The sequence below is a fragment of the Nonomuraea sp. B19D2 genome (genome assembly GCF_040137845.1).
In the GTDB taxonomy this organism is placed as follows: Bacteria; Actinomycetota; Actinomycetes; order Streptosporangiales; family Streptosporangiaceae; genus Nonomuraea.
Map to the genome: position 1 here is coordinate 55,772 of NZ_JBEFAK010000017.1, position 21,827 is coordinate 77,598.

Sequence of the window (21,827 nt, forward strand, 5' to 3'; positions counted from 1 at the left end):
TCCACCCCAATCTCCGTCTGCGTTTCTGCACGCCTGCGCTGCTTCCGCCAGCGCCTCCTGCTCGCGACCGCCCTCCAGGTCCCGTACGTCAGGTGTGCGCGGATGACGACGCGGGCCGCGCCTTTCCTGGGGCGGCGCCGCGCCGTCCGGGGCCGGGATCGGGGCGACTGCCCGAGCCCGGCACCCGGCCCGCTCATGTGCGACCGGCGGCCGATCCGGCCGGCACCGACGGAGCCTCGAGGGAGGCGGCGCGGTCGAGCACGTCGTGAATGAGGCCGACCACCTCGTCGGGGGTGAACTCCATGGCGTTCTCGCCGACGCTCACCTCAAAGGCGCATCGGCCGGGCTCGGACGCGGAGCGTACCCGGCCCCAGAGTTGGATGCCGCGCTCGGCGAGGATGTCCGCGCCGGCCTGCTCGACGGCGCGCCGGTCGGCGGGCAGGTGGATGTGGAACAGCGGGGTCTGCGGTGGGTCGGGGTAGGCGCGGGCGGCGCCGTCCGCATTGATCGCGGCGGCGATGGCGATGGCGTGCTCGCGGTAGGCGGGCATCTTCTCGGCCAGGGTGTCGAGGTGGACCAGCGCGGCCAGGGCGAGCGGCCAGGCGTCGCGGATGCCGCCGCCGAGCCGTTGCCGCCACACCCTTGCCACCTCCACGGTGGCCGCGTCAGAGGCGAGCACGGCGCCGCGCACGCCCTGCAGGCTCTTGTAGAGCGAGACGTAGACGGTGTCGAACAGGGCGGCGATCTCGTCGAACGGCTGACGGTAGTAGGCCTGGGCCTCCCACAGCCGGGCGCCGTCCAGGTGCGCGGCGGCCCCGGTGGCGCGCACGAGCGCGACCTGCTCGCACAGCTCGTCCCAGTCGGGCAGCAGCCCGCCGATGTCGCGCTGCGGCAACTCCCAGACGACCGCGGCGAGGGGCTCGCCGATCGCCGCCAAGTCTGCGGCCGTCATCAGCTCGTGCAGGTCGCCGGTACGGCGCATCCGCAGGCCGTGGACGGCGTTGTAACCCTGCTCCTCCCAGGTGTCCAGATGCGACTGCGGATGAGCGGCGAACGTGCGACGCCCGCGCCGGTCGGCGTGCACGCGCAACGCCGACTGCTGGGCCATCGTGCCGCTGGGGAAGAACAGCGCGCTTTCCTTGCCGAGCAACTCGGCCAGCCGCCGCTCCAACACCGCGACAGGGCCGTCGGGGCCGTCGGCCGGGGTGTCGTCATCCACCAGGGCCAGCATCTGCTCCAGCAGCACGCGTGGCGTGCGCCGGATCGGCGCGTGCAGGAACAACGACCGCCGCACCGGCGGGCTGGTGTCGGGCATGAAACTCTCCTTCGTTGTCGCGGTCATCAGTGCACGCTGCATGAGGGCGCCTCGGCCGAACTGGTGGCGGTCATCGTCGGTCGTTCCGGTCTCGCGGACACGGCACAGCACCACCGTTCAACTGGTGCGCTCCCAGGTAAGCAGCGTGAAGGGGCCTTCTTCTCGCTCCCGGATGACCGGGGCGTCATTCGTCAGGCGGAATCCCGCGGAGGCGGCAACGGCCTGGCTGCCTTCGTTCGCGGGCTCGATGCGGAGAAGTATCCGGGTCATTTCCCAGTCCTGGAGGGCATGAAGAGTCATCAGCTCAACAGCCCGCTTGGCCAGGCCCTGCCGTCTGTACCGGCGGCCGATTCCGTACGCGATCTCTCCTTCACCCGGGTTTCCCGTACGGCGGAGCAGGACCTCTCCCCGTGGCCGATCCTCCTCGACATTGATAGCCAGGTTGATGCCGCGGTTCTCCGCCCTGGCCTGGTGGGCTTTGGCGAGGTACGCCGTGGCGGCGGCCAAGTCGAAGGGGGAGCGCAGTGGCGTCCAACGATCCATCTCCGGATCGTCGAAAAGCTCGGCCATGACCGGCAGGTCCTCCTGTGTCCACTCACGTAACCGGAGGCCGAGCCCTCGCAGTTCGAGTGGTCGCCGCACCGCCGGGCTGATGTCGGGCATGAACGTCTCCTTCGTTATTGCGACAGATGCGCAACAACCATAGAGGAGCCGTACGGGGGTTGGGTATATTCGGAGTCTGCTGATCCGCCGGTTTCGTCAGGAGGTGCGCGGCGGATTTCGGGGAGATCCCGGCTACCGGGGTGGCGAGGTTATCCGTGTTGGGCGTGCTGTCCGTGGTCGGTGACCTGGGCATCGAACCAGGCGTGCAGCGCCTTGATGAGGGTCGGATCGGAGGTGGTGTAGGTGATCTGGGCTCCGGTGGACGCCTCCGCGTAGCGGACGTCGATCCGGTCATGGCCGGCCTCGAGCTCGCGCAGCCCGGGCATCTCGCCGCCATGGATGGACGCCGGATCGCCGAAGTCGCCCTTGCTGAAGCGCGCGACCTCCTCGGTCAGGTGCTCGCGGATGAGCTTGATCTGCTGGGCGTCGGCGGGGTCCTTCGCGGTGACGGTCTGCATGCCCCCGGTGCCGGTCTTGGCGAAGCGGTGCATGGTGCGCTCCAGGTCGAACGGCATCACCTGGCGGCTCTTGGCCGCCACCTCCGCCTGGCGGGCCGACAGCGCCTGAGCCTCACTCTGACCGCTCTGGCCGCCCAGCGCGTACCCGGCCGAGGCGGCGGCGATCACCGCCAGACCGGCCAGCAGCAGCGGGACACGCCGATTCTTACGTCGCTTCTCAAGGTTCATCTATTGCCTCCGTGAGGATTTCCAGGGCGTGCAGGACGCCGCCGCGTTCCCCTTCCGGGACGCGGTCCAAGATCGAGGAAAAGCGCGCCGCTCTGGCCTTGGCCAGCTGCTCGGCGGCGTTCCTGCCGGCGGGGGTGAGCTGGACCAGCACACCGCGCCCGTCGTCCGGGGCCGGGATGCGCTCGGCCCAGCCCCGGTTGATGAGCTGGGTGACCAGGCGGCTGGTGGTGCTTTTTTCCAGGCGCAGCCGCTGCGTCAGCTCGCTTTGCCGCAGCGCGCCGTCCCTGGCCAGCTCGCCCAGCGCGTGCGCCTCCGACACCGGGATCGGCCGCCCGCAGGGGGTCTGGTCAGGCTGATGCAGGCCGAAGGCGCGGACGAACCGGGCCACGGCATCCTGAAGCTCACGCTCATCCGCCATGGTTCGACCCTACAACCATCTTGTTGTATGGCACAACTAGATGGCGCGGATCATCCTCGCCGTCAAGGACGGTGCGGTCCGGCCACTGGAGTTCCGGCCGATCGGTACGAACGGCTACGTCAGCACATCGCTCGTTCCCGGCTTTCGCAGCCGCCACTATCACCGTGTGACGCGGTGGCAGCCGAGCCAGCAGGAAGAATTCGCGGCGCCTCTCCAGCAGGGGTTGATCGCCCATCGGAACGGATCACCAGACTGGTTCGTTCATCCCGGCAGTCGAGGCGGACACATGAGATCCCGGGACGGTGGCCATGGCCGGCTTGCCCGTCCGGATCCAGGCCGGTCTTGGGCGCGATGCCGTCATCACGGGCTGGTCGTATCGGCTGATCGTGCTGGCCGAGGCCGACAGCGTGCAAGCCGCCGTGCGGGCGGTCGCCGGCGGCATCGGGGATCCGGGCAACCTGCGCATGCTGGTGATGGTGGACGCCGACCAGCTCGACCCGGTGGCCGACGCCGACGCGCTGGAGCAACTACGGCACGCTCCGGAGGGGCACGGCTGGCCTACGAGGTGGCCTATCAGGTGCGGACGCGCTGGTGGCGATGACTTCCGGCCGGTCAGCCCGTGACAGCCTGTGCCACCAGCAGCCCCATCGCCCCGGCGCCGAGCCCGCCCACCACGCTGGCGATGATGCCGGCGAGCGCGTAGAAACGCGAGCCGTCCTGGATCAGCCGCAGGATCTCGTAGCTGAAGGTGGAGTAGGTGGTCAGCGCGCCGCAAAAGCCGGTGCCGAGCAGCGCCGACCATGCCGCGCCGACGGGCAGTCCCGCCAGCAGGCCGAGTATGAACGACCCGGCCAGGTTGACGGCCAGAGTGCCCCAGGGGAACACCGAGTCGTGCCGGGACTGCACCAGCCGATCGGTCAGGTAGCGCAGCGGCGCTCCGATCGCGGCCCCGAGGGCCACCAGCAGCACCGTCATCGGCCGCCCCCGTGTCCGCCGCCGTGTCCGCCGCCGTGTCCGCCCCCGTGTCCGCCCCCGTGTCCGCCCGGTTGCCCGGCCGTGCGGCCCACGTAGCGGATCACCTCGACCTCGTCCAGGATCACCAGTCCCTCGCTGATCAGCTCGTCCAGCTGGGGCAGGAAGCCGCGGATCTTTTCCTCGGCATCGACGATGATGACGGCCACCGGTAGGTCCTCCGACAGCGACAGGATCCGCGTGGTGTGGATGTGGTTGGAGGCGCCGTAGCCCTCGATCCCGCGCAATACCGAGGCGCCGGCCAGGCCGGCCGCGTGCGCCCGATGCACGATCTCGTGATAGAGCGGCCGGTGATGCCACTGGTCGCTCTCGCCGACGAAGACGCTCAGCCGCAGCGCCGGCCCGTGCAGTTTCACCGCGGTCCCCTTTGCTCGCGTCGGCGCCGGCCCAGCGCCAGCGCCTGGCTGGTCGCCGCGGCGCCCACCCAGACCGCCAGCAGGGCGGCGACCAGCGTGGCGGCCAGGTAGGCCAGGGCCACGCCGGGCGCGCCGGCCCGCATCGCCTGGTGGATGTCCAGGACGTAGGTGGAGAAGGTGGTGTAGCCGCCCAGCACGCCCACCCCCCAGAACGGGCGCAGTAGCCGCCGCCCCGTCCACACTTGGTCGATCAGCGTCATGAGCACGCCGATCAGCAGGCAGCCGGACACGTTGATGCCGAACGTGGACCACGGGAAGCCGGTCGGGGCGTGGGGCAGCGCGGTGGAGAGCCCATAACGCGCGAGCGCGCCCAGCACGCCGCCGGCGGAGATGGCCGCCAGCACCGGCCAGGCCTGCGGGCGCAGCTCCGCCCGCATGGCCGGGACATGGACATCGACGTCGGAATCGACGGGCGCAACAGGCTCCTGCATATGGTCCTCCCTACCAGAACGACACACATCTCCCCTGGTAGGGACCGTTGGCGGCGAACATGGCCGCGGTTTCCCTCGATCGGGGCGGCGGGCCCCACCGCCGCAAGAACCTCGCTTTCGGGCGAGGTCTTGTCGTTCACTGTACCGGCAGCACCAGGCAGCTACCCAATCCTCATCACGTACGCCTCAGCTTCACAGCGCAGGTCTCGCAACTGACCAAACAAGATCAAAACTCAGGAACAGGCACTGACGAGTCAGCCCTCGGCTGATGCCGCGTCGTTGTCAGTAAGGACGCGGTAGACGCCGGCAACGGAACAATGCTTGCCCTTGTTCTTACCAGTGGGGATGACCAGCCTGCGGGCGATGTCGGGCACGGCCACGCCCCGCGCGCGCAAGGACCGGGCGTAGGCGATCCTGTCGTCGCGAACACCCTCGGTCGCCCGCCATGGCGACCGCGCTCACGGGCGGCGGCCTGGCCCTCCAGCGAGGGCCGTGATGTGGGGGCACCGGATGGGCGGCCGGTGCCCCTGCACGTGCGCCTATGCCGCTACTCGCTCCTCCATCGTCAGTTGCTCGGCGTCGCCATCTTCGTCGCCGTCCCCCATGGATGTCGTCTCGTCAGCCTCGGCGCCCAGGATGCGCACTGTGCCGCCCTCCGCTCCCAGGCTTCGCAGAGTGCGGTTCTCGTCCCCAACGGAGCGCGTAGTGCCGTCCTCTGCCTCCGAGGAACGCACCGCACTGCCCTCTCCGCTCAGAGAGCCTGCAGTGCTGCCCTCTCCGCTCAGAGAGCCTGCAGTGCTGCCCTCTCCGCTCAGAGAGCCTGCAGTGCTGCCTTCCTCTCTGAGAGAGCGCACGGTGCTGCTCTCCTCGCTGACGGAGCGCACGGTGTTGCCCTCGTCTCCCAACGTGGGCGGGGTGACGCCGTCCGCTGCCGGAGTGCGTACCGCGTCGTAGTCCGTCCCCAGGGAGCGGTCGGCTTCCAGGGCGTGGAACGGGTTGGCCTCCGTCATGGATCCTGAGCGGGCGAGGCTTCGGACGCTGCGGGTGCTGCCCATGGCCCAGTCTCGGGTCTCGTCGTCCAGGCGGTCGCGCATCTCCCTGCTCATCGACGTGGTGCCCGAACGGTCTGGCTTGGTGAACATGCCGGTGCCCCAGCGCAGGTCGTGCCCCACGGCGTTGGCCTCAATCTCGGGCACGAAACGGCGATCACCCTCCGGGCCGAACTCGCGGATGCGCAGCTTGCCTGAGACCACCACGGGGTGTCCTGCACGGATGGAGGAGGCGACGTTGTCTCCCAACGTGCGCCAGCAGCGGACCGTGAAGCACACCCTGTCGCCGTCCATCCACTGGCCCGTCTTCTTGTCGAAGTAGCGATGTGAAGAAAACACCTTCAGGGAGGTGACCCTGCTGCCGTCCTCGAAGCTGTACTGCCTCGGCTCTGCCGCGACGTTGCCAGTGAGCGTGATGTAGATGTCGTTCATCCCGTGCCTCCCATGCGGCGGGCCGGCTGCCCGCGATCTGGGGAAAGGGTGCCGGGGAAGGGTCTGCTCCCGGGCTCTGGAACGCGGTCCTGTGGATGGAGGCGTCCGTGGTGACCGGGGCTGGGGATAAAGCCGCCACCCGCCGTGGCGGAGCCCGTAGGTGGAAACTGCCACCCACAGCGGCACAGGCCCGGGGCGGAAGACGCCAGGCACAGCGGCGAAGGCCGGGGGAAGGGTTGCCGCCCGCCGTGGCGCACGCGGCGGGCCAGGCAACGCCTCCCCCGGCTGCGGCAAAGCCGGGGAGGCGTCAGACCGACAGGTCTCTCAGGGCCGTGTAGAACGCGTGGTGGCGGGCCAGTTCGCGCTCCACCGGCTCCACGACCATCGTCGCCGACACAGCGGCCACCCGGCGCCTCATCTCGCGCTCCAACCGCTCCCGCTCCCGCGAGGCCCCCAGCTCGACGAAGTTGCGGGAGGCGATCCCCGACAGCGCTCCGAGCCCCAGCACCGAGGCCATCATGAGCCCCACCCACGGCAAGGCCGCGCTGTCGCCCAGGAGTTCCAGCGCCGGAGGCAACTGGCCGGGCATCAGCAGGCCGACCGCCAGCCAGGCCAGTCCCGCCACGAACGCCACCACCAGGGCGTGCTGCCACACCTTCAGCACCCGCCACCACGCGGGCACCCGATCCAGCTGCGGCGCCACCTCTGTGAGGTCCTCGGTCAGCGCCTGCGGGAGCTGACCGGCGCGGGACCTCGCCGCCTGGTGCACTCCAGTCCGCCACACGGGGTGCATCCCCACGGACAGCCCGTCGGCGAGCGCCTGCACGGCATTGGCGACCTCGGCCGACTGCGCGCTCACCGAACCGGTCGTGATGCCGCGGATCTCCTCCCCCACGTCCTGCAGACGCAGGCTCTTCAGCGGGTCCGAGCGGAACTTCGAGAACCACCGCGGGTACGGCCAGCCCACCCACTGGTTCGACCGCTCCGCGTAGACGTTCTCCATGGCCTCGCCCACGGCAGGCACGCCCACCGCGTCGCACAGGGCGTCCGTCAGCCCCATGCGGCGGGCCTCGTCCACCGCGGACGGCGCCGACAGGGCCTCGCCCAGCGGCATCGCCTTGCTGAGACGCTGCTCCAGCCGCTGCAGGTCGGCCTCCAGCTTCTGGATGGCGGCCCGCCGCCGGGCGACCGCCGTCGCGATGACGCTCCTGAGGCTCTCGATGCCCCGGCCCGTGACCGCCGAGGTGGGGACCACGCTGGGATGCTCGACGCCCTCGCGGCGCAGCAGGTCGTTGAGGTCGATGACCAGCTCGGCCAGCTCTTCCTTGGTGAGCCGGTCGGCCTGGTTGAGCGCGAACACGGTCACGGCCTCGTGCCCGGCCAGCTCCGTCACGTAGCGGCGGTGCGTGGACGCGTCGGCGTACTTCTGCGGGTCCAGCACCCACACCACCAGGTCCGCCAGGCCGATGAGGCGGTCGGCCTCGGTGTCGGTGAGCGCCCTGATCGAGTCGTGGTCGGGCAGGTCGAGCAGGATCAGCCCGTGGAGCTGGCTGTCGCTCTTGTCGAGCGCGCTGGCGCGGGAGAAGCGGTGCCGCCACTGGATCTGCAGCCAGTCGAGCAGCGGCCCCGCGCCCTCCAGCCCCCACACGCAGGCGTGCGTGCGGGCGGTGGTCGGCCGGCGTACGCCGGTGGGCGACAGCTCGAGCCCCGAGATGGCGTTGAACAGCGACGACTTGCCACTGCCCGTGCCGCCCGCCAGGGCGACGACGGTGTGCTCGGACGAGAGCTTGAGCCGCTCTCCCGCCTGCTGCAGCAGTGCGTTGGCCTCGTTGAGCAGCTTCCTGTCCAGCCGCCCCGGACCGTGCTCCACCATCTTGGTGAGCGCGGACAGCCGCGATGCCAGCCCGGACCTGGTGGTCATGGTCGTCATCGGACGACCTCGAGGTTGTACGTCGCCTGGTAGAGGCGGGTCGCCGCGGACTCGTCCGGGATGCCCGCGGAGTCGAGCGCTTGTACGTAACGCATGGATTCCTCGTCGAACAGCATGCCGATCCTGGCCCGCAAATCGCTGAGCGCCTTGGCGCCGATGCCGCGCAGCGACTCCGCACCGAGCAGGGCGTTGACCAGCCGGTGCGGCACCCCTTCGCCGTTGCTCCCGCTGAACATCGCCACAGTGAAGATCAACGCGAGCGAGTCGGGGTCGAACGACACCAGCTTCGACACCGACCGCTTGGCCACGCCGTCAGTGCGGACCAGCTCGCTCAGGTGCTCCTGCCAGGACGCGATGGCGCGGCCGGTGTGACGTACGAGATTGTCGGACGGCCGGTCGAGGCCCTCCGCGAGCGTGGCGCCCAGCTCGGAGCGGTGCCGCCAGCGCGCGACCACCTCCTCGCAGGCGCGGTTGGCGGCGGCGACGATCACCGACTCGAGCCCGGCGCGGATCGCCGCCTTGAACGCCAGCACCCGCTCCGGCGCCTGCTTGGCCGTCCGGCCGCGCTTGCGCAGCTGCAGCGAGCGCATGAGGTCGCCGGAGCCGGCGAAGTCCTGCCAGCGGGCCAGCACCTCGCCGTGCAGCAGCGAGCCGTTCTTGGACGCCTTGTCGATCTGGCTGAGCGCACTCTGGAAGGCCGCCTCCACGTCGCTGCGCAGCTCCGTCCTGAACGCGACCTGCCCCTCAAGGTGCCTGGCCAGCGCGGGTACGCGGGTGCGGAAGCTGTTGAGCACGCCGTTGAGCGTCTCGCGCACCGCCTGGGCCCTGCGCTCCTCGTCCACCGACAGCTCGGCCAGCCAGAGCCGCAGGTCGGTGACCTCGCTGTCGGGCAGCTTGCCGTCGGTGACCTTCGACTCGTTGATGACGAACCTGTCGATCTCGCCCAGGCCGTATTCGGTGAGCATCCGTACGAAATGCTTCTGCACGACCTCGGACGCCCTGGGCTGCACTCGCGACAACACGATCGCGAGCCGGGCGCCGCGCTCCTTGGCCAGCTTCAGCAGGTTCCAGGCGGGGGCGTCGGCGTAGCGGGCCGCCGTGGTCACGAAGATCCACAGGTCGGCGGCGTCGAGCATGCGGTGCGCGACCTCGTGGTGCTCCTCGACGACCGAGTCGATGTCGGGGGTGTCGAGCAGCGCGACGCCCTGCGGGAGCTTCTCGGTCGCGACGACGACCACGCTGCTCCTCCCGGCCTCGGGGGACAGCCTGTCGAGGCGTTCGAGGCCGCCGAGCAGCTCCCCCTCCGCGAACCACTCCCGGTCGTCCGGGTGGCAGACCAGCACGGGGATGCCGGTCGTGGGGCGGCGTACGCCGGTGCGCGAGACGTTCTTCTCGGCCAGCGTGTTGACCAGGGTCGACTTGCCCGCGCCGGTGGAGCCCGCGATCACGATGAGGGCAGGGGCGGTGCTGGTCTTGACCCGGGGCAGCACGTAGCCCTCGAGCTGGGCCAGCAGGTCGGCCTGCGCCTGCTTGGCCTCGTCGACGCCGGGCAGGTCCAGGCCGAAGCGCAGCTGCGCGACGGTCTCCCTGAGCGTGTCGAGCGCCGCCGTCAGCGCCTCGACGGCCTCGGCGGGCAACTCCTCCCCGCGCTGCGCCCCTGCCTGGGGCTCGTCTTCCCCGGGCCCTTCGCCGCCGCCCGGCTGCCGCTCGTCCTGAGCCTGCTCGCCTTGCGGTTGCTCCGTCTGGGGCTGCTCGTCACTCACGTCAGCCTCTTGTGCGTCACCCGCATCCGCGTGCTGCGCGTCACTAACGTCAGCGTCCTGCGCGTCCGCGTCCTGCGGTTGCTCATCGTCCGTCGCCGTGACTTGAGGCGTCTCGTCGTCCGCTGCAGTGGCTTGAGGCTGCTCGCCGGTCGGCGGCTGCTCGGGGCGGTGCTGCTCGGTGCTCGGCCGCTCCGCCTCATCCCGTGCACCAGGCTCGTCGTGTACGTCAGGAGCTTCCCTGGCGTAGGGCGCATCGTGCACGGCGAAAGTCGGCTTGCGGGCTCCCGGGCCGCCCAGCGCCGCCGGCTTCACGAAGAGGGACGGCGGCTCGGACTCAGCCACGTCGGCGGCGGGCTCGCCGGACACGCCCCGATCCGCCGGGTCGGCGGGCTCGCCCGCCGACCCGGCGGTGGACTCGGCGGTCGCCGCCGGATCCCACTCGACGGACGGCTCGGCGTCAGTCGGCTCGGCGGCCTCCGCAGCAGCCGGTGGTTGCTCCGAAGCCTCTGGCACCTCGGAAGGCGGGGTGTCCTCGGCCTCCTCCGAAGAGGCGCCGGCGGCAGCTTCCTCCGACGCCCCAGTGCCCGCGGAAGGCGAAGACTTCTTGGAAGCATCCCGGCCGCCCGCGGCGCCGGAAGCCCTCCGTGCGCCCTTCGTGCCGAACGCGTCGAAGCCGTCGTCGTCCCGGCCCTCGGCCAGGTCCTCGTCACTCACCGGGCGGAAGCTCAACGTCTGCTCCCCCGGCGCCTCCTGCCGCCCATCATCCATGGCCGTGTTCACGGCAAGCGCTCCGCTCGAACCATCTCGACCTCCTGGCCGACCCTCACGACGTCGCCGACGATGACGATCGCCGGCGGCCGGATCCCAGCCGCGGACACGCGGTCGGCCACGGTGGAAAGCGAAGCGATGACCGCCCGCTGGGTCGGAAGGGTACCGTCCTGTACCGCCATTGCGGGAGTCTCCGGGGAACGTCCGTCTCGAAGGAGCGCCTCGACCACCTTCGGCAGCCGTTCGACGGCCATCAGCAGCACCAGAGTGCCCTGGGAACGGGCCAGCGCGGGCCAGTCGACGGTGGACTTCGGGTCGTCGGGCGCCACGTGCACGGAGATCACGTGGAACTCCTGGCTGACCCCCCGGTGCGTCACAGGGACCCCGGCGGCCGCGGGCACGGCCACGGCGCTCGTGATGCCGGGCACCACCAGCACGGGGATGCCGGAGCGGGCGCAGGCGATCATCTCCTCGCCGCCGCGTCCGAACACGAACGGGTCGCCGCCCTTGAGCCTGACCACGAACTTGCCCTGCCTGGCGCGGTCGATGAGCAGCTCGTTGATGGTCTCCTGGGACAGCGACCGGCCGTAGGGGACCTTGGCGGCGTCGATCAGCTCGACGTCGGGGGCCAGCTCGTCGAGCAGGGCCCGGGGCGCGAGCCGGTCGGCGACCACCACGTCGGCCTGCGCGAGCAGCTGCCGCCCGCGCACCGTGATCAGGCCGGGGTCGCCTGGACCGCCGCCGACGAGGGCCACGCCGACCGGTTTAGTGCGGTTTCGCCGGGCATCGACCGTGCCGTCGCGCAGCGCGCCCACGACCGCGTCCCTGATGCCGGCGGCCCTGCGCGGGTCGCCGCCCGCGGTGACCGCCACGCTGATCTCGTCGACCCGCCCCGTGGCGGGCGTCCAGGCGGCGGAGGCGTCCTTGTCGTCGGCCCGCACGCACCACACGCGCTTGGCCTCCGCCTCGGCGGCGACCGCGGTGTTGACGGACCTGTCGTCGGTGCAGGCCTGCACGAGCCAGGCCCCGTCGCAGTCGCCGACCTCGTAGGGCCGGGCGTGCCAGGTGACCCTGCCGGCGGCGATCAGGTCGTCGAGCGCCGGCGTCACGCTCGGCGACACGACCGTGACCTCCGCACCGGCCTCTAGCAGCGCGGGCACCCGCCGTTGCGCGACGCGCCCGCCGCCCACGACGAGAACCCGGCGGCCGGAAAGCCGCAGGCCGAGGAGGTAGGGACCCATGGGGGGAATCTCCCGTTCGCGAAGGTTTATGTTTGGAGGTAAACCTACCGGCTCTGACTGCGTCGTTTGCTGCGCACGGGTCAACGACCGTCGAGAAGGGGCTGCCGCGGATCCCAGCGAGGCCCGCCCTGCTCGTCCTTACGGCGTCTGGCCATCGCTGACAGCGCCTCAAGGATAACCCGGTTCCCGAGGTACGCGGTGATGTCCGCGTGGTCGTACGGCGGCGCCACCTCGACCACTTCCATCCCGGCAACGGGCAGTTCGTAGCAGATCCGGCGAACGGCGTCGAGCAGCTGCCTGGCGGTCAGCCCACTCGGCTCGGGTGTGCCGGTGGCGGGCGCGTGGCTTCGCCCATAGGAGCAAGCCCCCTTCTCTCGAAAGCTCCTGCGAAACGACAGACGCTATGGGTAATCTCTCCAGCACTGGCAGTGACAATCAAGCTGCCCGGTGCTACTCACCGCCGGGAGGGCGGAGCTCGCGCAGGTCAGACCGGCTGCGCGGGCTGGGGCGCGGAAACCTGCACTTGCAGGACCGGAAGGTGAAACGCCAAGCAACAGCGTCTGGAGTCGCCGCGTAGACGGGACACCGGACGGCTGAAATCCCCGGCTTCGGCCGTGGGGAGCGCTTCAACTGCAGGAACCTGTCGCCGGTGTCGGCGTGCGCGTCGAAGTGAATCATCGAGGTACGGCCGGCCGCGTACGCCCTTGCGGTGCCGCGCGCGTCGGGCAGCGCCACCGTGTGGTCGCCCCCGAGCACCAGCGGGATCGCCCCGGAGGCGGCCACGCGGTGCACGGCCTCCTCGATCGCGGCCAGCGAGCCCTCGACGTCGCCCGAATAGCACTCGACGTCACCCGCGTCGAGCACCCGCAGGTCGCGCAGGGCGTCCACGCGCAGCGCCAGGCTGGGCCTGGAGCCGTCGTGCGGCAGGTAGCAGGCCTGGCGCAGCGCCATCGGGCCGAACCTGGCGCCGGGGCGGTTGCTGGTGCCGCCGTCGAAGGGGGCGCCCACGATCACCACGTCCGCGCCCTCGTACGAGGCCGGATCGTCGAGGTCGCAACGGTCCACGCCGAGGAACGTGATGTCGGGGCCGTACATGGGGCCGTAACGGGACACTGATCAACTCCTCACGCGGGCTTTTCCGTCACTCCCGCGGAGTCGAACGTGGCCACGTCGTGCATGACCCGTACGGCCGCGCAGACCATCGGATGCGCGAGCAGGCCACCCGAGCCCTCGCCCAGCCGCAGCTCGAGGTCCACCAGCGGGCGCAACCCGAGGTGGGCGAGCGCGGCGGTGTGGCCGGGCTCGGCCGAACGGTGGCCCGCCACGCAGTGGTCGAGCGCGGCGGGGTCGAGCGCGGCGGCCACGAGGGCGGCGGCGCCGGCGATGACGCCGTCGAGGATCACCGGAACGCGGGCCGCGGCGCCGCCCAGGATGAAGCCGGCGATGGCCGCGTGCTCGAACCCGCCGACCGCGGCCAGCGCCCGCAGCGCCTCGCTGGGCGAGATCAGGGCTCCCGACAGGCCGTTCGTGCGCAGGGCGTCGCGGACGACGTCCACCTTGTGCTCGTACGTCTCGTCGTCGATCCCGGTGCCCCTGCCGGTCACCTCGGCCGGGTCACGGCCGGCGAACACGGCGATCAGGGCGGCGGAGGCCGTGGTGTTCGCGATGCCCATGTCGCCGGTGATCAGGCAGCGGGCGCCGGACGCCACCAGGTCGCGGGCCACGGCGATCCCCGCCTCCAGCGCCCTGACCGCCTGGTCGACGCTCATGGCGGGGCCCTTCGACATGTCCTCGGTGCCGTACCCGATCTTGCGTTTGACCAGGCCGGGCGCGTCGGGCAGGTCGGCGGCGACGCCCACGTCCACCACCGTGACCGACACGCCGGCCTGGGCGGCGAAGGCGTTGGCGACCGCGCCGCCGCCCAGGAAGTTCGCCACCATCTGCACCGTGACCTCCTGCGGCCACGGGGTGACGCCGCGGGCGTGCACGCCGTGGTCGCCGGCGAAGATGGCCAGCGCGGCGGGCTCGGGCATCGGCGGCGGCGTCACGCCGGCCGCGCCGGCGAGACGTACCGCGATCTCCTCCAGCGCGCCCAGTGAACCGCGGGGCTTGGTAAGGCGGTCCTGGTACGCCCGAGCCTCGGCGATGGCGCGAGGATCGGCGGGGCGGATCGCGGCGAGCGTCTCAGCGAGCACGGCAAACCTCCACTTACGGGACGAGTTGGAGCGCTTCCTCGTATCGGTCGATCACGACGTCGGCGAGGGTCTCGCAGTCGCCGATCACCTCGGCGCAGCGAATGTCGAGATCGGGGTGCCCGGCGCCGTACGCCAGCGCCTGGGCCCACACGCGCTCGAGCATGCCGCCCGCGAACAGCAGGTACGGCACCACGATCACGCGCTTGGCCCCCAGGCGGCGGCAGCGCTCGAGCCCGCCGGGCACCCCGGGCGGGGTGACCGACACGAACGCGGTCTCGACGGTCATGAAGTCGTAGGCGTGCGTCTCCCAGAACAGCCGGGAGACCCGGTGGATCTCGGCGTTGGCCGCCGCGTCCGTGGAGCCCTCGCCGACCAGCACGATCGCCGTCTCACCCGGCTCGACGTGCGTGAGGGGATCGTCGGCAGGGGGCGCGTCGACCGCGCGGAGCCGGGGCCTGGCGCCCACGAGCTCCAGCGAGCGCGGCTTGGAGATCTCCGTGGCCGCCTCGTTGAGCCGCTCGGCCAGCAGCGACAGGACCCGGGGGTCGGGGCCCAGCGGGCGGCCGTAGTCGTACATCAGCGTCGGGTGCCGCTTCTGCTCCAGCTCCATCGCGGCGGGGAACTCCTCGCCCAGCCTGCTGAGGCTCAGCGGGAGCGCCACGAGCCGGTGATAACCCTTGGCGACCAGGGAGGCCACGGAGTCGCTCAGCCGGGGCGAGGCACGTTCCAGATAACCGCCGGAGACGTCGGCGCCCGTCTGGTCGAGCCGGCAGCGGAGCCGGTGTACGAACCTGCCGAACTCCGCGGCGTAGGCGTCGTCCTGTGAGCCCTGCCCGATCAGCAGGAGCGGCGGCTTCATCGTGAGGGAATCTCCGGTCCGGTAGACAAAGACACGCGAGGATAACCGATGCGCCCCGGTAGGGGACAGGTCACGCTGTGTGCGCGGGTGTCGCGTGCACCACGAATACCGGGTCAGATGCGGTCAGATGGTGCGAGCCGTCGGGGTCGAGCGTCAGCTTCGAGGCCAGGATCTGAGTGCCCTCGCCGCGGTAGCCGTGCTCGCGCAGCCGTTCGAGCACGGCCGAGACCTGCTCGACCTTCCTGAGCGCGCACACCAGCGTGCGCGGGCCGCGCGCGGCGCAGGCGACCACGACGTCGATGCCGCCACCGCCCACGTAGACGGCGTCGGGGTCGGGCAGCGGCTCCAGCGCTGGGGGCGCCTGGCCCCTGGTCAGAGCCACTTTGACGCCGTGCTCCAGCACGTTGGCGCGCAGCCTGGCGCACGACTCCTCGTCGCGCTCGACGGCCACGACGGCCGCGCCCATCCTGGCGCACTCGACGGCGATCTCGCCCGCGGCCGCCCCCACGTCCCAGACCAGGTCGCCGAGCCGGGGACCCAGCTTGGCCAGGATGAACGCCCGTACCTCGGCCGGAAGCGCGCTCTCGAACGGCAGCGCCCACTCGGCGGGGCCCGGCCGGGCGCCGGCCACCCAGCTCGGCTCCTTGGGCTGGTGCAGTGGGTCGATGACGAGGACCACGTCGGGGTCCTTCCACGGCCTGGTGGTCGCCTCCCCCATGCGACTGTGCGTGACCCGCTCGTCGGGACCGCCGAGGTCCTCGCAGACGATCAGCGCGCGCGGCGTGGTCGGCGCCAGCTCCCTGGCGATCTCCCCGGGGCCGACGCCCGGCGCGACCAGCAGCGCGACCTTGGGATGGGCGCGGCAGGCGTTCACGACCCGGTCGAGCCCGCCCGGGCCCGACGGGGCGACGACGAGCGCGTCCTCCCAGTTGAGGCCGGCACACGCGAAGGCGCGGCTGACGAGCGAGATCGCCGGGAGCACCTCCGGTTTGATGCCGTGCGCCCGGAGCCTGCGGACCACGCCGAAGAAGCCGGGATCGCCCTCCGCGACCACGACGGCCGGGCCCTCGCCGTGCTCCAGATGGTCGTCGAGGACCTCCAGCAGGGAGTCGTCGGCCACGGCCGGCGCGGTGAGCTTGAGCCGGCCGAGAATGGCGTCGGGACCCACGACCAGACTCGCTTCGTGCAGCTTCTCCACCGCCTTGGCCGAGAACTCGTGCCCGTCCCAGCCGACCACCGTGATCATTGCGCCTCACCGTCCTCACCACAAGGGTGACGGGTGCGGAGGGGTTTCACAAAGGGTACGAGGGTCAGTCCGGTGTGCCCTCAGGCCAGGTCGGACGGGATGAGACTGTAAACGATCAGGTCTTCGCCGCCCACTGAGGAGCGCGCGATCCCCTCGCGGACGAAGCCCGCCTTCTCCGCCACCCGCTGTGAGGCCGCGTTGGTCACGGCCGCGCGGAGCTGGAGCCGGCAGAAGCCGTGCCGCTCGAACAACCAGCGCGCGACCGCCACCACGGCCTCGCCCGCGTACCCCTTGCCGCGGGCCCACGGCGCGGTCATGTAGCCGACCTCGGCAGTCCGGTTGCTCCAGTCGAGGTCTCTGAGGTCCACGTTGACGGCGAAACGGCCGGTCTCCAGCTCTTCGACCGTCCAGCCGATCCCTGCGCCTTTCATCCGCATCCGTTCGGAGAAGTCGACGAACGCCCGCGCGTGCTCCTGCGTGTAGTCGCGCGGCACGCCGGTCCTGGCCTGGGTGAGGGGGTCGGCGGCGGTGGCGGCCAGGTCCGGCACGTCGGCGAGGGACGGCGCCCGCAGGAGCAGTCTCGGAGTACGCAACTCCGTCTTGGGCAGGGCGACGGACGGCACCCGGCTGTCCTGGCGCAGCAGGCCGAAGACGACCAGGTCGTGCGTCCCGTCCTCGTCCAGCACCGCGTCGCGCAGCACGCCCTCCCAGGTGAAGCCGGCTTTCAGCGCCACGCGGAGTGAGGCGAGGTTGTCCAGGTTGGCGGTCAGGTCGATCCTGCGCAGCCGGGTGGCCGCGAACACCCAGCTCACCAGCCCGCGCACGGCCTCCGTGGCGAAGCCGCGGCTCCGGTAGAGGGGGTGCACGCCGTACCCGACCTCGGTCGTGCCCGCGCTCCACGAGGTCTTGAACAGGCTGATCGCGCCCACGACGTGCCCTTCCGCGTCGGCCATGGCCAGGTGCAGGCCCTGGCCGGAGCGGCGCAGCTCGTGCACGCCGCTCGACAGCCACTGGTCGACGCCGGACGGCTTGGCGGGCGCTCCGGGCGGGAGGAAACGGGCGCCGGACCGCACGATGGACCGGACCCTGGCGGTGTCCTGCGGGCCGAACGGCCGGAGCGTAAGCCGTTCGGTGGCGATGCTCACGTCGGGGTCGAACACGCTCGGCAGGGTACACAGTCGCGATGTTTGCCCACGAAAGCGGGGGTAGGGGCGCAATTGAGAGGAGTGAGGGGACTATGGAGCAACGTCGGAGCGACAAGCACGGTCCACGCCTGGATGACCAGCAGAAGCACGAGACCGAGGGCATGGTTCGCGGCGGCGGCACCACGCACGCCGAGGAGTGGAAGGAGCCCGAGGCCATGCCTGCGTCCGGCGAGGAGCCGAAGCGGTCGTACCCGCCGGGGCACGAGCCCGGCACCCCGTCAGGCATCACGCAACGGGGCGTCGACATCCGCAGCGACCTCGCGAAATGGTTGAGCGACGCTCATTGGCCCGCGTCCAAGGACGATCTGGTGGAGCACGCGGAGAACGCGGGCGCACCGGACCAGGTGGCAGACATGGTGCAGTCCCTCCCCGACCGCCGGTACGCGAACGTGGCCGAAGTGGCCAAGGCCCTCGGTCTCGGCGTAGAGAAGCGGAGGTGGTGAGTGGTGCGGCTCGACTTCATCCGACCGCTGTACGAGCGGCGCGGCCCGTACGCGTCCGTCTACTTCGGCGCGTACACGGGGACAGAACGGGAGGCCCACTGGCGCGGCGTGCGCGACCCGCTCGAGGACGAGGCCGACAAGGCCACCCTGGAGGCGCTGGAGGAGGAGTCCCAGCGGCCCGCCCCCGGGCGGGCGATGTTCGGCACGCACGGCGACGTGGTGCTATCCGAGGCACTCCCCCGGGCGCCGCACGAACTGGCCAGGTGCTCGCCGTTGCCGCACGTCACGCCCATGCTCATGATGCGCGGCGAGAACGTCCCGCACCTGCGGGTGATCGTGGACCACGCCGGGGCCGAGCTGACGGTGTTCGGCGGCGGGTCGCCGCGCAGGGCCGTCGTGGCGGCGGCTGACTGGCCGCTGCAGAAGACCGCGCAGGGCGGCTGGTCGCAGAAGCGGTACGAGCGGGCGGTGGACGAGGCCTGGGAGAAGAACGCCGTGGCCGTCGCCCGCGAGATCGACGAGCAGGTCCGCCGCATCGGCGCGGAGCTCATCCTGGTCGCGGGCGAGCCGAAGTCGCGCTCGTACCTGCTGCATCACCTCGGGACCAAGTCCGCCGACCGCGTCATGATGGTCGAGCACGGCAGCCGCAACAATCACGGGCAGTTCGAGGAGGACGTGGAGCGGGCGCTCGACCAGTGGCTCGACCGCAGGCGCGCCGAGCTGCTGGAGCGGCACCAGGAGATGTCCGGGCCCGCCGGGATGGCCCGCGTCGCGCAGGCGCTGCGCGAGGGCCGGGTGCACGCGGTGCTCACGCCCGGCGAGCTGCCGAATCCCATCTGGATCGGCGAGGGCGGCACCCAGCTCTCCACCGACCCGAACGAGCTGCAGCGCTGGGGCGTGGGCGAGCCGGTCAAGGAGCGCGCGGACGCCGCCCTGGCCAGGGCCGCCGCGATGACGGACGCGGAGCTGTGGTTCTCCGACGCCGTCAAGGACGTGGCGGCCGTGCTCAGGTACTGATGATCACCTCGAGGGTACGGGGGCCGTGCACGCCCTCGACCCGGTTCAGCTCGATGTCGCTGGTGGCCGACGGGCCGCTGATCCAGGTGAGCGGGCGCGCCGGGTCGAGCCGGGCGACGGCCTCCGGCACCCCGGCCACGATCTGGTCGGCCCGCACCACGCACAGGTGGTAGTCGGGCACCAGCGTCTGCGCCCGCGTGCCCTGGCCGGGGCCGTGGTCGAGCACGATCGTGCCGGTCTCCGCGATGGCCACGGCACAGTACGTGATCACTCCGTCGGCCGTGTTCAGGTCGGTCCAGCCGCCCTCGCGGTCGAAGCCGTCGGGAACGATCATGCGGCGGTCTGCGACGCTTTCGTCGATCTTGGCGGGCACCTCGGCGGCGGGGAGCACGTGCACGATGGCCCGGTAGTCGTCCACCCGCTCGGCGAACAGGCCCACGAGGTCGGCCCCCTGCTGCGCCGTCCGATAGTTCCGGGGAATCTCGACGTCCTCGGCCCCGGCGACGGCCTTGCCGATCCTGGCGAGGATCTCCTCACGCGCGCTCATTCCGCTCCCACCAGTCTCTGAAGGATTCTTCCGGAATTTCCGGCACGTCCCTGGTGTCCGTCCACGCCGACAGCGGCCCGGGCAGACGTTTCGGTACGAGCCCGCGCAGGCGGGACGCCGCGCGCTGGGCCTTGGCGAGCCGTTCGTGGTCGTTGAGAATCCAGCCCGCCACCTTCATGCCGGCCCGCTCGGCCGCCGCGTGCGGGGCCTTGGCCCGCAGGTCCACCAGGACCTCGGGGATGTCGATGGCGACCGGGCAGGCCTCGTAGCAGGCGCCGCACAGGCTGGAGGCGAACGGCAGCGAGGCGTCCAGGTCCGACGACATGCCTCTGAGCTGCGGGGTGAGGATCGCGCCGATCGGGCCCGGGTAGACCGAGCCGTACGCGTGGCCGCCCGCGCGCTCGTACACCGGGCACACGTTCAGGCAGGCCGAGCAGCGGATACAGCGCAACGCCTGGCGGCCCACCTCATCGGCGAGCACGTCCGTGCGGCCGTTGTCCAGGAGCACCAGGTGGAAGTCCTGGCCCTCGACGGCGCCCGTCCACATGCTCGTATAGGGGTTCATCCGCTCGCCCGTGGAGCTTCTCGGCAGGAGCTGGAGGAACACCTCCAGATCCCGCCAGGAGGGCAGGAGCTTCTCGATCCCGACGACGCTGATGAGCGTCTCCGGGAGGGTCAGGCACATGCGGCCGTTGCCCTCCGACTCCAGCACGACCAGCGTGCCGGTCTCGGCGACCATGAAGTTGGCCCCGGAGATCGCGACCTTGCTCTTGAGGAAGCGTTCGCGCAGGTGGAGCCGGGCGGCCTCGGCCAGGGCCGGCGGGTCGTCGGTCAGGTTCGGGGGGACCTTGGGCATCTTGTCCAGGAAGATCTCGCGGATCTCCGACCGGTTGCGGTGGATCGCCGGGACCAGGATGTGGCTGGGGAAGTCGTCGCCGAGCTGGACGATCAGCTCGGCCAGGTCCGTCTCGTACGCGGTGATCCCCTGCTCGGCCAGCGCCTGGTTGAGCTCGATCTCCTGGGTGGCCATCGACTTGACCTTGACCACCTCGGTCTCGCCGGTGGCCTTGACCAGGCCCGCGACGATGGCGTTGGCCTCGGCGGCGTCCCTGGCCCAGTGGACGGTCCCGCCTGCCCCGGTCACCGCCTCCTCGAGCTGGATCAGGTAGCGGTCGAGGTTGCGGAGGGTGTGGTCCTTGATCGCCTTGCCGGCCGCGCGGAGCTCCTGCCAGTCCGGCAGCTCGCCGACGACGCTCGCTCGCTTGCCGCGGATGGTGTGAGTGGCTTTGCGGAGGTTGTAGCGAAGCTGCGAGTTCTGTACCGCTTCAGCGGCGTTCTTCGGGAAATTTCCAGGCATGCCGAGGAAAGTCGCGCTCATTGGGCCTCCTCCGTAGATGCGAGGATCTCGGCCAGGTGCATCGTCCTGACGCCGGTCTTCTGGCGGCTCAGGGTGCCGCCGATGTGCATCAGGCACGAGTTGTCGGCCGCGCAGAGCACCTCGGCGCCGGTGTCCAGGATGTTGCGGGTCTTGTCGGCGCCCATGGCTGCGGAGACGGCCGGGTTCTTGACCGCGAACGTGCCGCCGAATCCGCAGCACTCCTCGGCCCCCGGCAGCGGGACCAGCTCCAGGCCGCGCACGTTCTTCAGCAGTCTGGTGGGCCGGTCGCCGAGGTGGAGGCCGCGGAGCGAGTGGCATGTCGGGTGATATGTCACCCGGTGCGGGAAATATGCGCCTACGTCCTCGACCTTCAGCACGTCGATCAGGAACTCGGACAGCTCGTACACCTTCGGCGCGACCTCCGCGATGGCCGCCGCTCCCCTGCTGCCCGGCCTGGCCAGCTTCGGATACTGCTCGCGAACCATGGCCGCGCACGACCCCGACGGCGCCACGACGGCGTCGTACCCGGCGAACACCTCGGTGAAGTGGCGGGCCAGCCGCACGCCCTCCTCCCGGTAACCGGTGTTGACGTGCATCTGGCCACAGCACGTCTGGGCGGCGGGGAAGTCCACGTCGCAGCCGAGCCTGCGCAGGAGCGACACGACGGCCTTGCCGGTGCCGGGGAAGAGCGTGTCGTTCACGCACGTGATGAACAGGGCGACTCGCACGGCTCTCCTTCCACTCTATGGTCCGACCACAGTATGGTCAGACCATACCGAACCACATCCTTCCC

General features: G+C 71.1%; 24 protein-coding genes. 3 read left to right on the top strand and 21 right to left on the bottom strand.

Going from position 1 to position 21,827, the window contains the following annotated elements:
• Positions 1-193: 193 nt before the first annotated feature.
• The 4 genes from ABN273_RS29090 to ABN273_RS29105 form a co-directional block, all read right to left on the bottom strand.
• The gene (locus ABN273_RS29090; RefSeq protein ID WP_349452225.1) at positions 194-1,315 is read right to left on the bottom strand and encodes a threonine aldolase family protein; all 1,122 of its coding nucleotides are present in this window, start codon (positions 1,313-1,315) and stop codon (positions 194-196) included.
• A gap of 117 nt (positions 1,316-1,432) precedes the next feature.
• A complete protein-coding gene (locus tag ABN273_RS29095; protein ID WP_349452226.1) occupies positions 1,433-1,978 on the bottom strand; it encodes a GNAT family N-acetyltransferase in 546 nt (181 codons plus the stop codon).
• A gap of 149 nt (positions 1,979-2,127) precedes the next feature.
• On the bottom strand, positions 2,128-2,664 hold the full coding sequence (locus tag ABN273_RS29100) for a hypothetical protein (protein ID WP_349452227.1): 537 nt from the start codon (positions 2,662-2,664) through the stop codon (positions 2,128-2,130).
• On the bottom strand, positions 2,654-3,082 hold the full coding sequence (locus tag ABN273_RS29105) for a MarR family winged helix-turn-helix transcriptional regulator (RefSeq protein WP_349452228.1): 429 nt from the start codon (positions 3,080-3,082) through the stop codon (positions 2,654-2,656). The genes ABN273_RS29100 and ABN273_RS29105 overlap by 11 nt, the downstream gene beginning before the upstream one ends.
• Positions 3,083-3,390: 308 nt before the next feature.
• Here ABN273_RS29105 and ABN273_RS29110 point away from each other — a divergent pair, with 308 nt between their 5' ends.
• The gene (locus tag ABN273_RS29110; protein WP_349452229.1) at positions 3,391-3,705 is read left to right on the top strand and encodes a hypothetical protein; all 315 of its coding nucleotides are present in this window, start codon (positions 3,391-3,393) and stop codon (positions 3,703-3,705) included.
• Here the strand turns inward: ABN273_RS29110 and crcB are convergent.
• The 14 genes from crcB to ABN273_RS29180 form a co-directional block, all read right to left on the bottom strand.
• On the bottom strand, positions 3,695-4,057 hold the full coding sequence (gene crcB, locus ABN273_RS29115; RefSeq protein WP_349452230.1) for a fluoride efflux transporter CrcB: 363 nt from the start codon (positions 4,055-4,057) through the stop codon (positions 3,695-3,697). The genes ABN273_RS29110 and crcB overlap by 11 nt on opposite strands.
• Positions 4,054-4,470 (bottom strand): DUF190 domain-containing protein, encoded by a 417-nt coding sequence (locus ABN273_RS29120; protein ID WP_349452231.1) that lies wholly within the window; start codon positions 4,468-4,470, stop codon positions 4,054-4,056. The genes crcB and ABN273_RS29120 overlap by 4 nt, the downstream gene beginning before the upstream one ends.
• Positions 4,467-4,961, bottom strand: coding sequence for a fluoride efflux transporter FluC (locus ABN273_RS29125; protein ID WP_349452232.1), 495 nt, complete (start codon positions 4,959-4,961; stop codon positions 4,467-4,469). Before ABN273_RS29125 ends, ABN273_RS29120 begins: the two co-directional genes overlap by 4 nt.
• Positions 4,962-5,215: 254 nt before the next feature.
• A complete protein-coding gene (locus ABN273_RS29130) occupies positions 5,216-5,356 on the bottom strand; it encodes a hypothetical protein (RefSeq protein WP_349452233.1) in 141 nt (46 codons plus the stop codon).
• Between the two features lie 144 nt (positions 5,357-5,500).
• Complete coding sequence (locus ABN273_RS29135; RefSeq protein WP_349452234.1) at positions 5,501-6,442, bottom strand: single-stranded DNA-binding protein; 942 nt, start codon at positions 6,440-6,442, stop codon at positions 5,501-5,503.
• 307 nt (positions 6,443-6,749) lie between these two features.
• Positions 6,750-8,372, bottom strand: coding sequence for a GTP-binding protein (locus ABN273_RS29140; protein WP_349452235.1), 1,623 nt, complete (start codon positions 8,370-8,372; stop codon positions 6,750-6,752).
• Positions 8,369-10,915: a dynamin family protein gene (locus tag ABN273_RS29145; protein WP_349452236.1), complete on the bottom strand. Its 2,547-nt coding sequence runs from the start codon at positions 10,913-10,915 to the stop codon at positions 8,369-8,371. Before ABN273_RS29145 ends, ABN273_RS29140 begins: the two co-directional genes overlap by 4 nt.
• Positions 10,912-12,144 (bottom strand): uroporphyrinogen-III C-methyltransferase, encoded by a 1,233-nt coding sequence (gene cobA / locus ABN273_RS29150; RefSeq protein ID WP_349452237.1) that lies wholly within the window; start codon positions 12,142-12,144, stop codon positions 10,912-10,914. The genes ABN273_RS29145 and cobA overlap by 4 nt, the downstream gene beginning before the upstream one ends.
• An 80-nt stretch (positions 12,145-12,224) precedes the next feature.
• Entirely contained in the window at positions 12,225-12,542 is a 318-nt protein-coding gene (locus ABN273_RS29155; protein ID WP_349452360.1) for an arginase family protein, read from the bottom strand.
• Positions 12,543-12,594: 52 nt separating this feature from the next.
• Positions 12,595-13,257, bottom strand: coding sequence for an arginase family protein (locus tag ABN273_RS29160; RefSeq protein WP_349452238.1), 663 nt, complete (start codon positions 13,255-13,257; stop codon positions 12,595-12,597).
• Between the two features lie 11 nt (positions 13,258-13,268).
• Positions 13,269-14,339 carry a nicotinate-nucleotide--dimethylbenzimidazole phosphoribosyltransferase gene (gene cobT, locus ABN273_RS29165; protein WP_349452239.1) on the bottom strand — a complete coding sequence of 357 codons (1,071 nt, stop codon included), beginning with the start codon at positions 14,337-14,339 and terminating at the stop codon, positions 13,269-13,271.
• A 13-nt stretch (positions 14,340-14,352) separates the two neighbouring features.
• Positions 14,353-15,198, bottom strand: a complete 846-nt coding sequence (locus ABN273_RS29170) for a sirohydrochlorin chelatase (RefSeq protein WP_349452240.1) — start codon at positions 15,196-15,198, stop codon at positions 14,353-14,355.
• 70 nt (positions 15,199-15,268) lie between these two features.
• On the bottom strand, positions 15,269-16,444 hold the full coding sequence (locus tag ABN273_RS29175; RefSeq protein WP_349452241.1) for a bifunctional cobalt-precorrin-7 (C(5))-methyltransferase/cobalt-precorrin-6B (C(15))-methyltransferase: 1,176 nt from the start codon (positions 16,442-16,444) through the stop codon (positions 15,269-15,271).
• Positions 16,445-16,524: 80 nt separating this feature from the next.
• Positions 16,525-17,604 carry a GNAT family N-acetyltransferase gene (locus ABN273_RS29180; RefSeq protein ID WP_349452242.1) on the bottom strand — a complete coding sequence of 360 codons (1,080 nt, stop codon included), beginning with the start codon at positions 17,602-17,604 and terminating at the stop codon, positions 16,525-16,527.
• Between the two features lie 77 nt (positions 17,605-17,681).
• On the opposite strand from ABN273_RS29180, the gene ABN273_RS29185 reads away from it, so the two are divergent.
• The gene (locus tag ABN273_RS29185; RefSeq protein WP_349452243.1) at positions 17,682-18,092 is read left to right on the top strand and encodes a DUF2795 domain-containing protein; all 411 of its coding nucleotides are present in this window, start codon (positions 17,682-17,684) and stop codon (positions 18,090-18,092) included.
• Between the two features lie 3 nt (positions 18,093-18,095).
• The gene (locus ABN273_RS29190) at positions 18,096-19,109 is read left to right on the top strand and encodes a baeRF2 domain-containing protein (RefSeq protein WP_349452244.1); all 1,014 of its coding nucleotides are present in this window, start codon (positions 18,096-18,098) and stop codon (positions 19,107-19,109) included.
• Here ABN273_RS29190 and ABN273_RS29195 read toward each other — a convergent pair.
• The 3 genes from ABN273_RS29195 to ABN273_RS29205 are packed head-to-tail and all read right to left on the bottom strand — an operon-like array spanning position 19,099 to position 21,762.
• Positions 19,099-19,656: a LutC/YkgG family protein gene (locus tag ABN273_RS29195; protein ID WP_349452245.1), complete on the bottom strand. Its 558-nt coding sequence runs from the start codon at positions 19,654-19,656 to the stop codon at positions 19,099-19,101. The genes ABN273_RS29190 and ABN273_RS29195 overlap by 11 nt on opposite strands.
• Positions 19,643-21,034 carry a lactate utilization protein B gene (locus tag ABN273_RS29200; protein WP_349452246.1) on the bottom strand — a complete coding sequence of 464 codons (1,392 nt, stop codon included), beginning with the start codon at positions 21,032-21,034 and terminating at the stop codon, positions 19,643-19,645. Before ABN273_RS29200 ends, ABN273_RS29195 begins: the two co-directional genes overlap by 14 nt.
• Positions 21,031-21,762 carry a (Fe-S)-binding protein gene (locus tag ABN273_RS29205; RefSeq protein WP_349452247.1) on the bottom strand — a complete coding sequence of 244 codons (732 nt, stop codon included), beginning with the start codon at positions 21,760-21,762 and terminating at the stop codon, positions 21,031-21,033. Before ABN273_RS29205 ends, ABN273_RS29200 begins: the two co-directional genes overlap by 4 nt.
• Between the last annotated feature and the right edge of the window lie 65 nt (positions 21,763-21,827).

What these genes read in the sequence shown, in the direction of transcription:
- cobA (WP_349452237.1), bottom strand. Translation starts at nt 12,144, where the DNA reads ATGGGTCCCTACCTCCTCGGCCTGCGGCTTTCCGGCCGCCGGGTTCTC.
- ABN273_RS29125 (WP_349452232.1), bottom strand. Translation starts at nt 4,961, where the DNA reads ATGCAGGAGCCTGTTGCGCCCGTCGATTCCGACGTCGATGTCCATGTC.
- ABN273_RS29195 (WP_349452245.1), bottom strand. Translation starts at nt 19,656, where the DNA reads ATGAGCGCGCGTGAGGAGATCCTCGCCAGGATCGGCAAGGCCGTCGCC.
- crcB (WP_349452230.1), bottom strand. Translation starts at nt 4,057, where the DNA reads ATGACGGTGCTGCTGGTGGCCCTCGGGGCCGCGATCGGAGCGCCGCTG.
- ABN273_RS29100 (WP_349452227.1), bottom strand. Translation starts at nt 2,664, where the DNA reads ATGAACCTTGAGAAGCGACGTAAGAATCGGCGTGTCCCGCTGCTGCTG.
- ABN273_RS29200 (WP_349452246.1), bottom strand. Translation starts at nt 21,034, where the DNA reads ATGAGCGCGACTTTCCTCGGCATGCCTGGAAATTTCCCGAAGAACGCC.
- ABN273_RS29110 (WP_349452229.1), top strand. Translation starts at nt 3,391, where the DNA reads ATGGCCGGCTTGCCCGTCCGGATCCAGGCCGGTCTTGGGCGCGATGCC.
- ABN273_RS29135 (WP_349452234.1), bottom strand. Translation starts at nt 6,442, where the DNA reads ATGAACGACATCTACATCACGCTCACTGGCAACGTCGCGGCAGAGCCG.
- ABN273_RS29140 (WP_349452235.1), bottom strand. Translation starts at nt 8,372, where the DNA reads ATGACGACCATGACCACCAGGTCCGGGCTGGCATCGCGGCTGTCCGCG.
- ABN273_RS29175 (WP_349452241.1), bottom strand. Translation starts at nt 16,444, where the DNA reads ATGATCACGGTGGTCGGCTGGGACGGGCACGAGTTCTCGGCCAAGGCG.
- ABN273_RS29105 (WP_349452228.1), bottom strand. Translation starts at nt 3,082, where the DNA reads ATGGCGGATGAGCGTGAGCTTCAGGATGCCGTGGCCCGGTTCGTCCGC.
- ABN273_RS29090 (WP_349452225.1), bottom strand. Translation starts at nt 1,315, where the DNA reads ATGCCCGACACCAGCCCGCCGGTGCGGCGGTCGTTGTTCCTGCACGCG.
- ABN273_RS29170 (WP_349452240.1), bottom strand. Translation starts at nt 15,198, where the DNA reads ATGAAGCCGCCGCTCCTGCTGATCGGGCAGGGCTCACAGGACGACGCC.
- ABN273_RS29185 (WP_349452243.1), top strand. Translation starts at nt 17,682, where the DNA reads ATGGAGCAACGTCGGAGCGACAAGCACGGTCCACGCCTGGATGACCAG.
- ABN273_RS29095 (WP_349452226.1), bottom strand. Translation starts at nt 1,978, where the DNA reads ATGCCCGACATCAGCCCGGCGGTGCGGCGACCACTCGAACTGCGAGGG.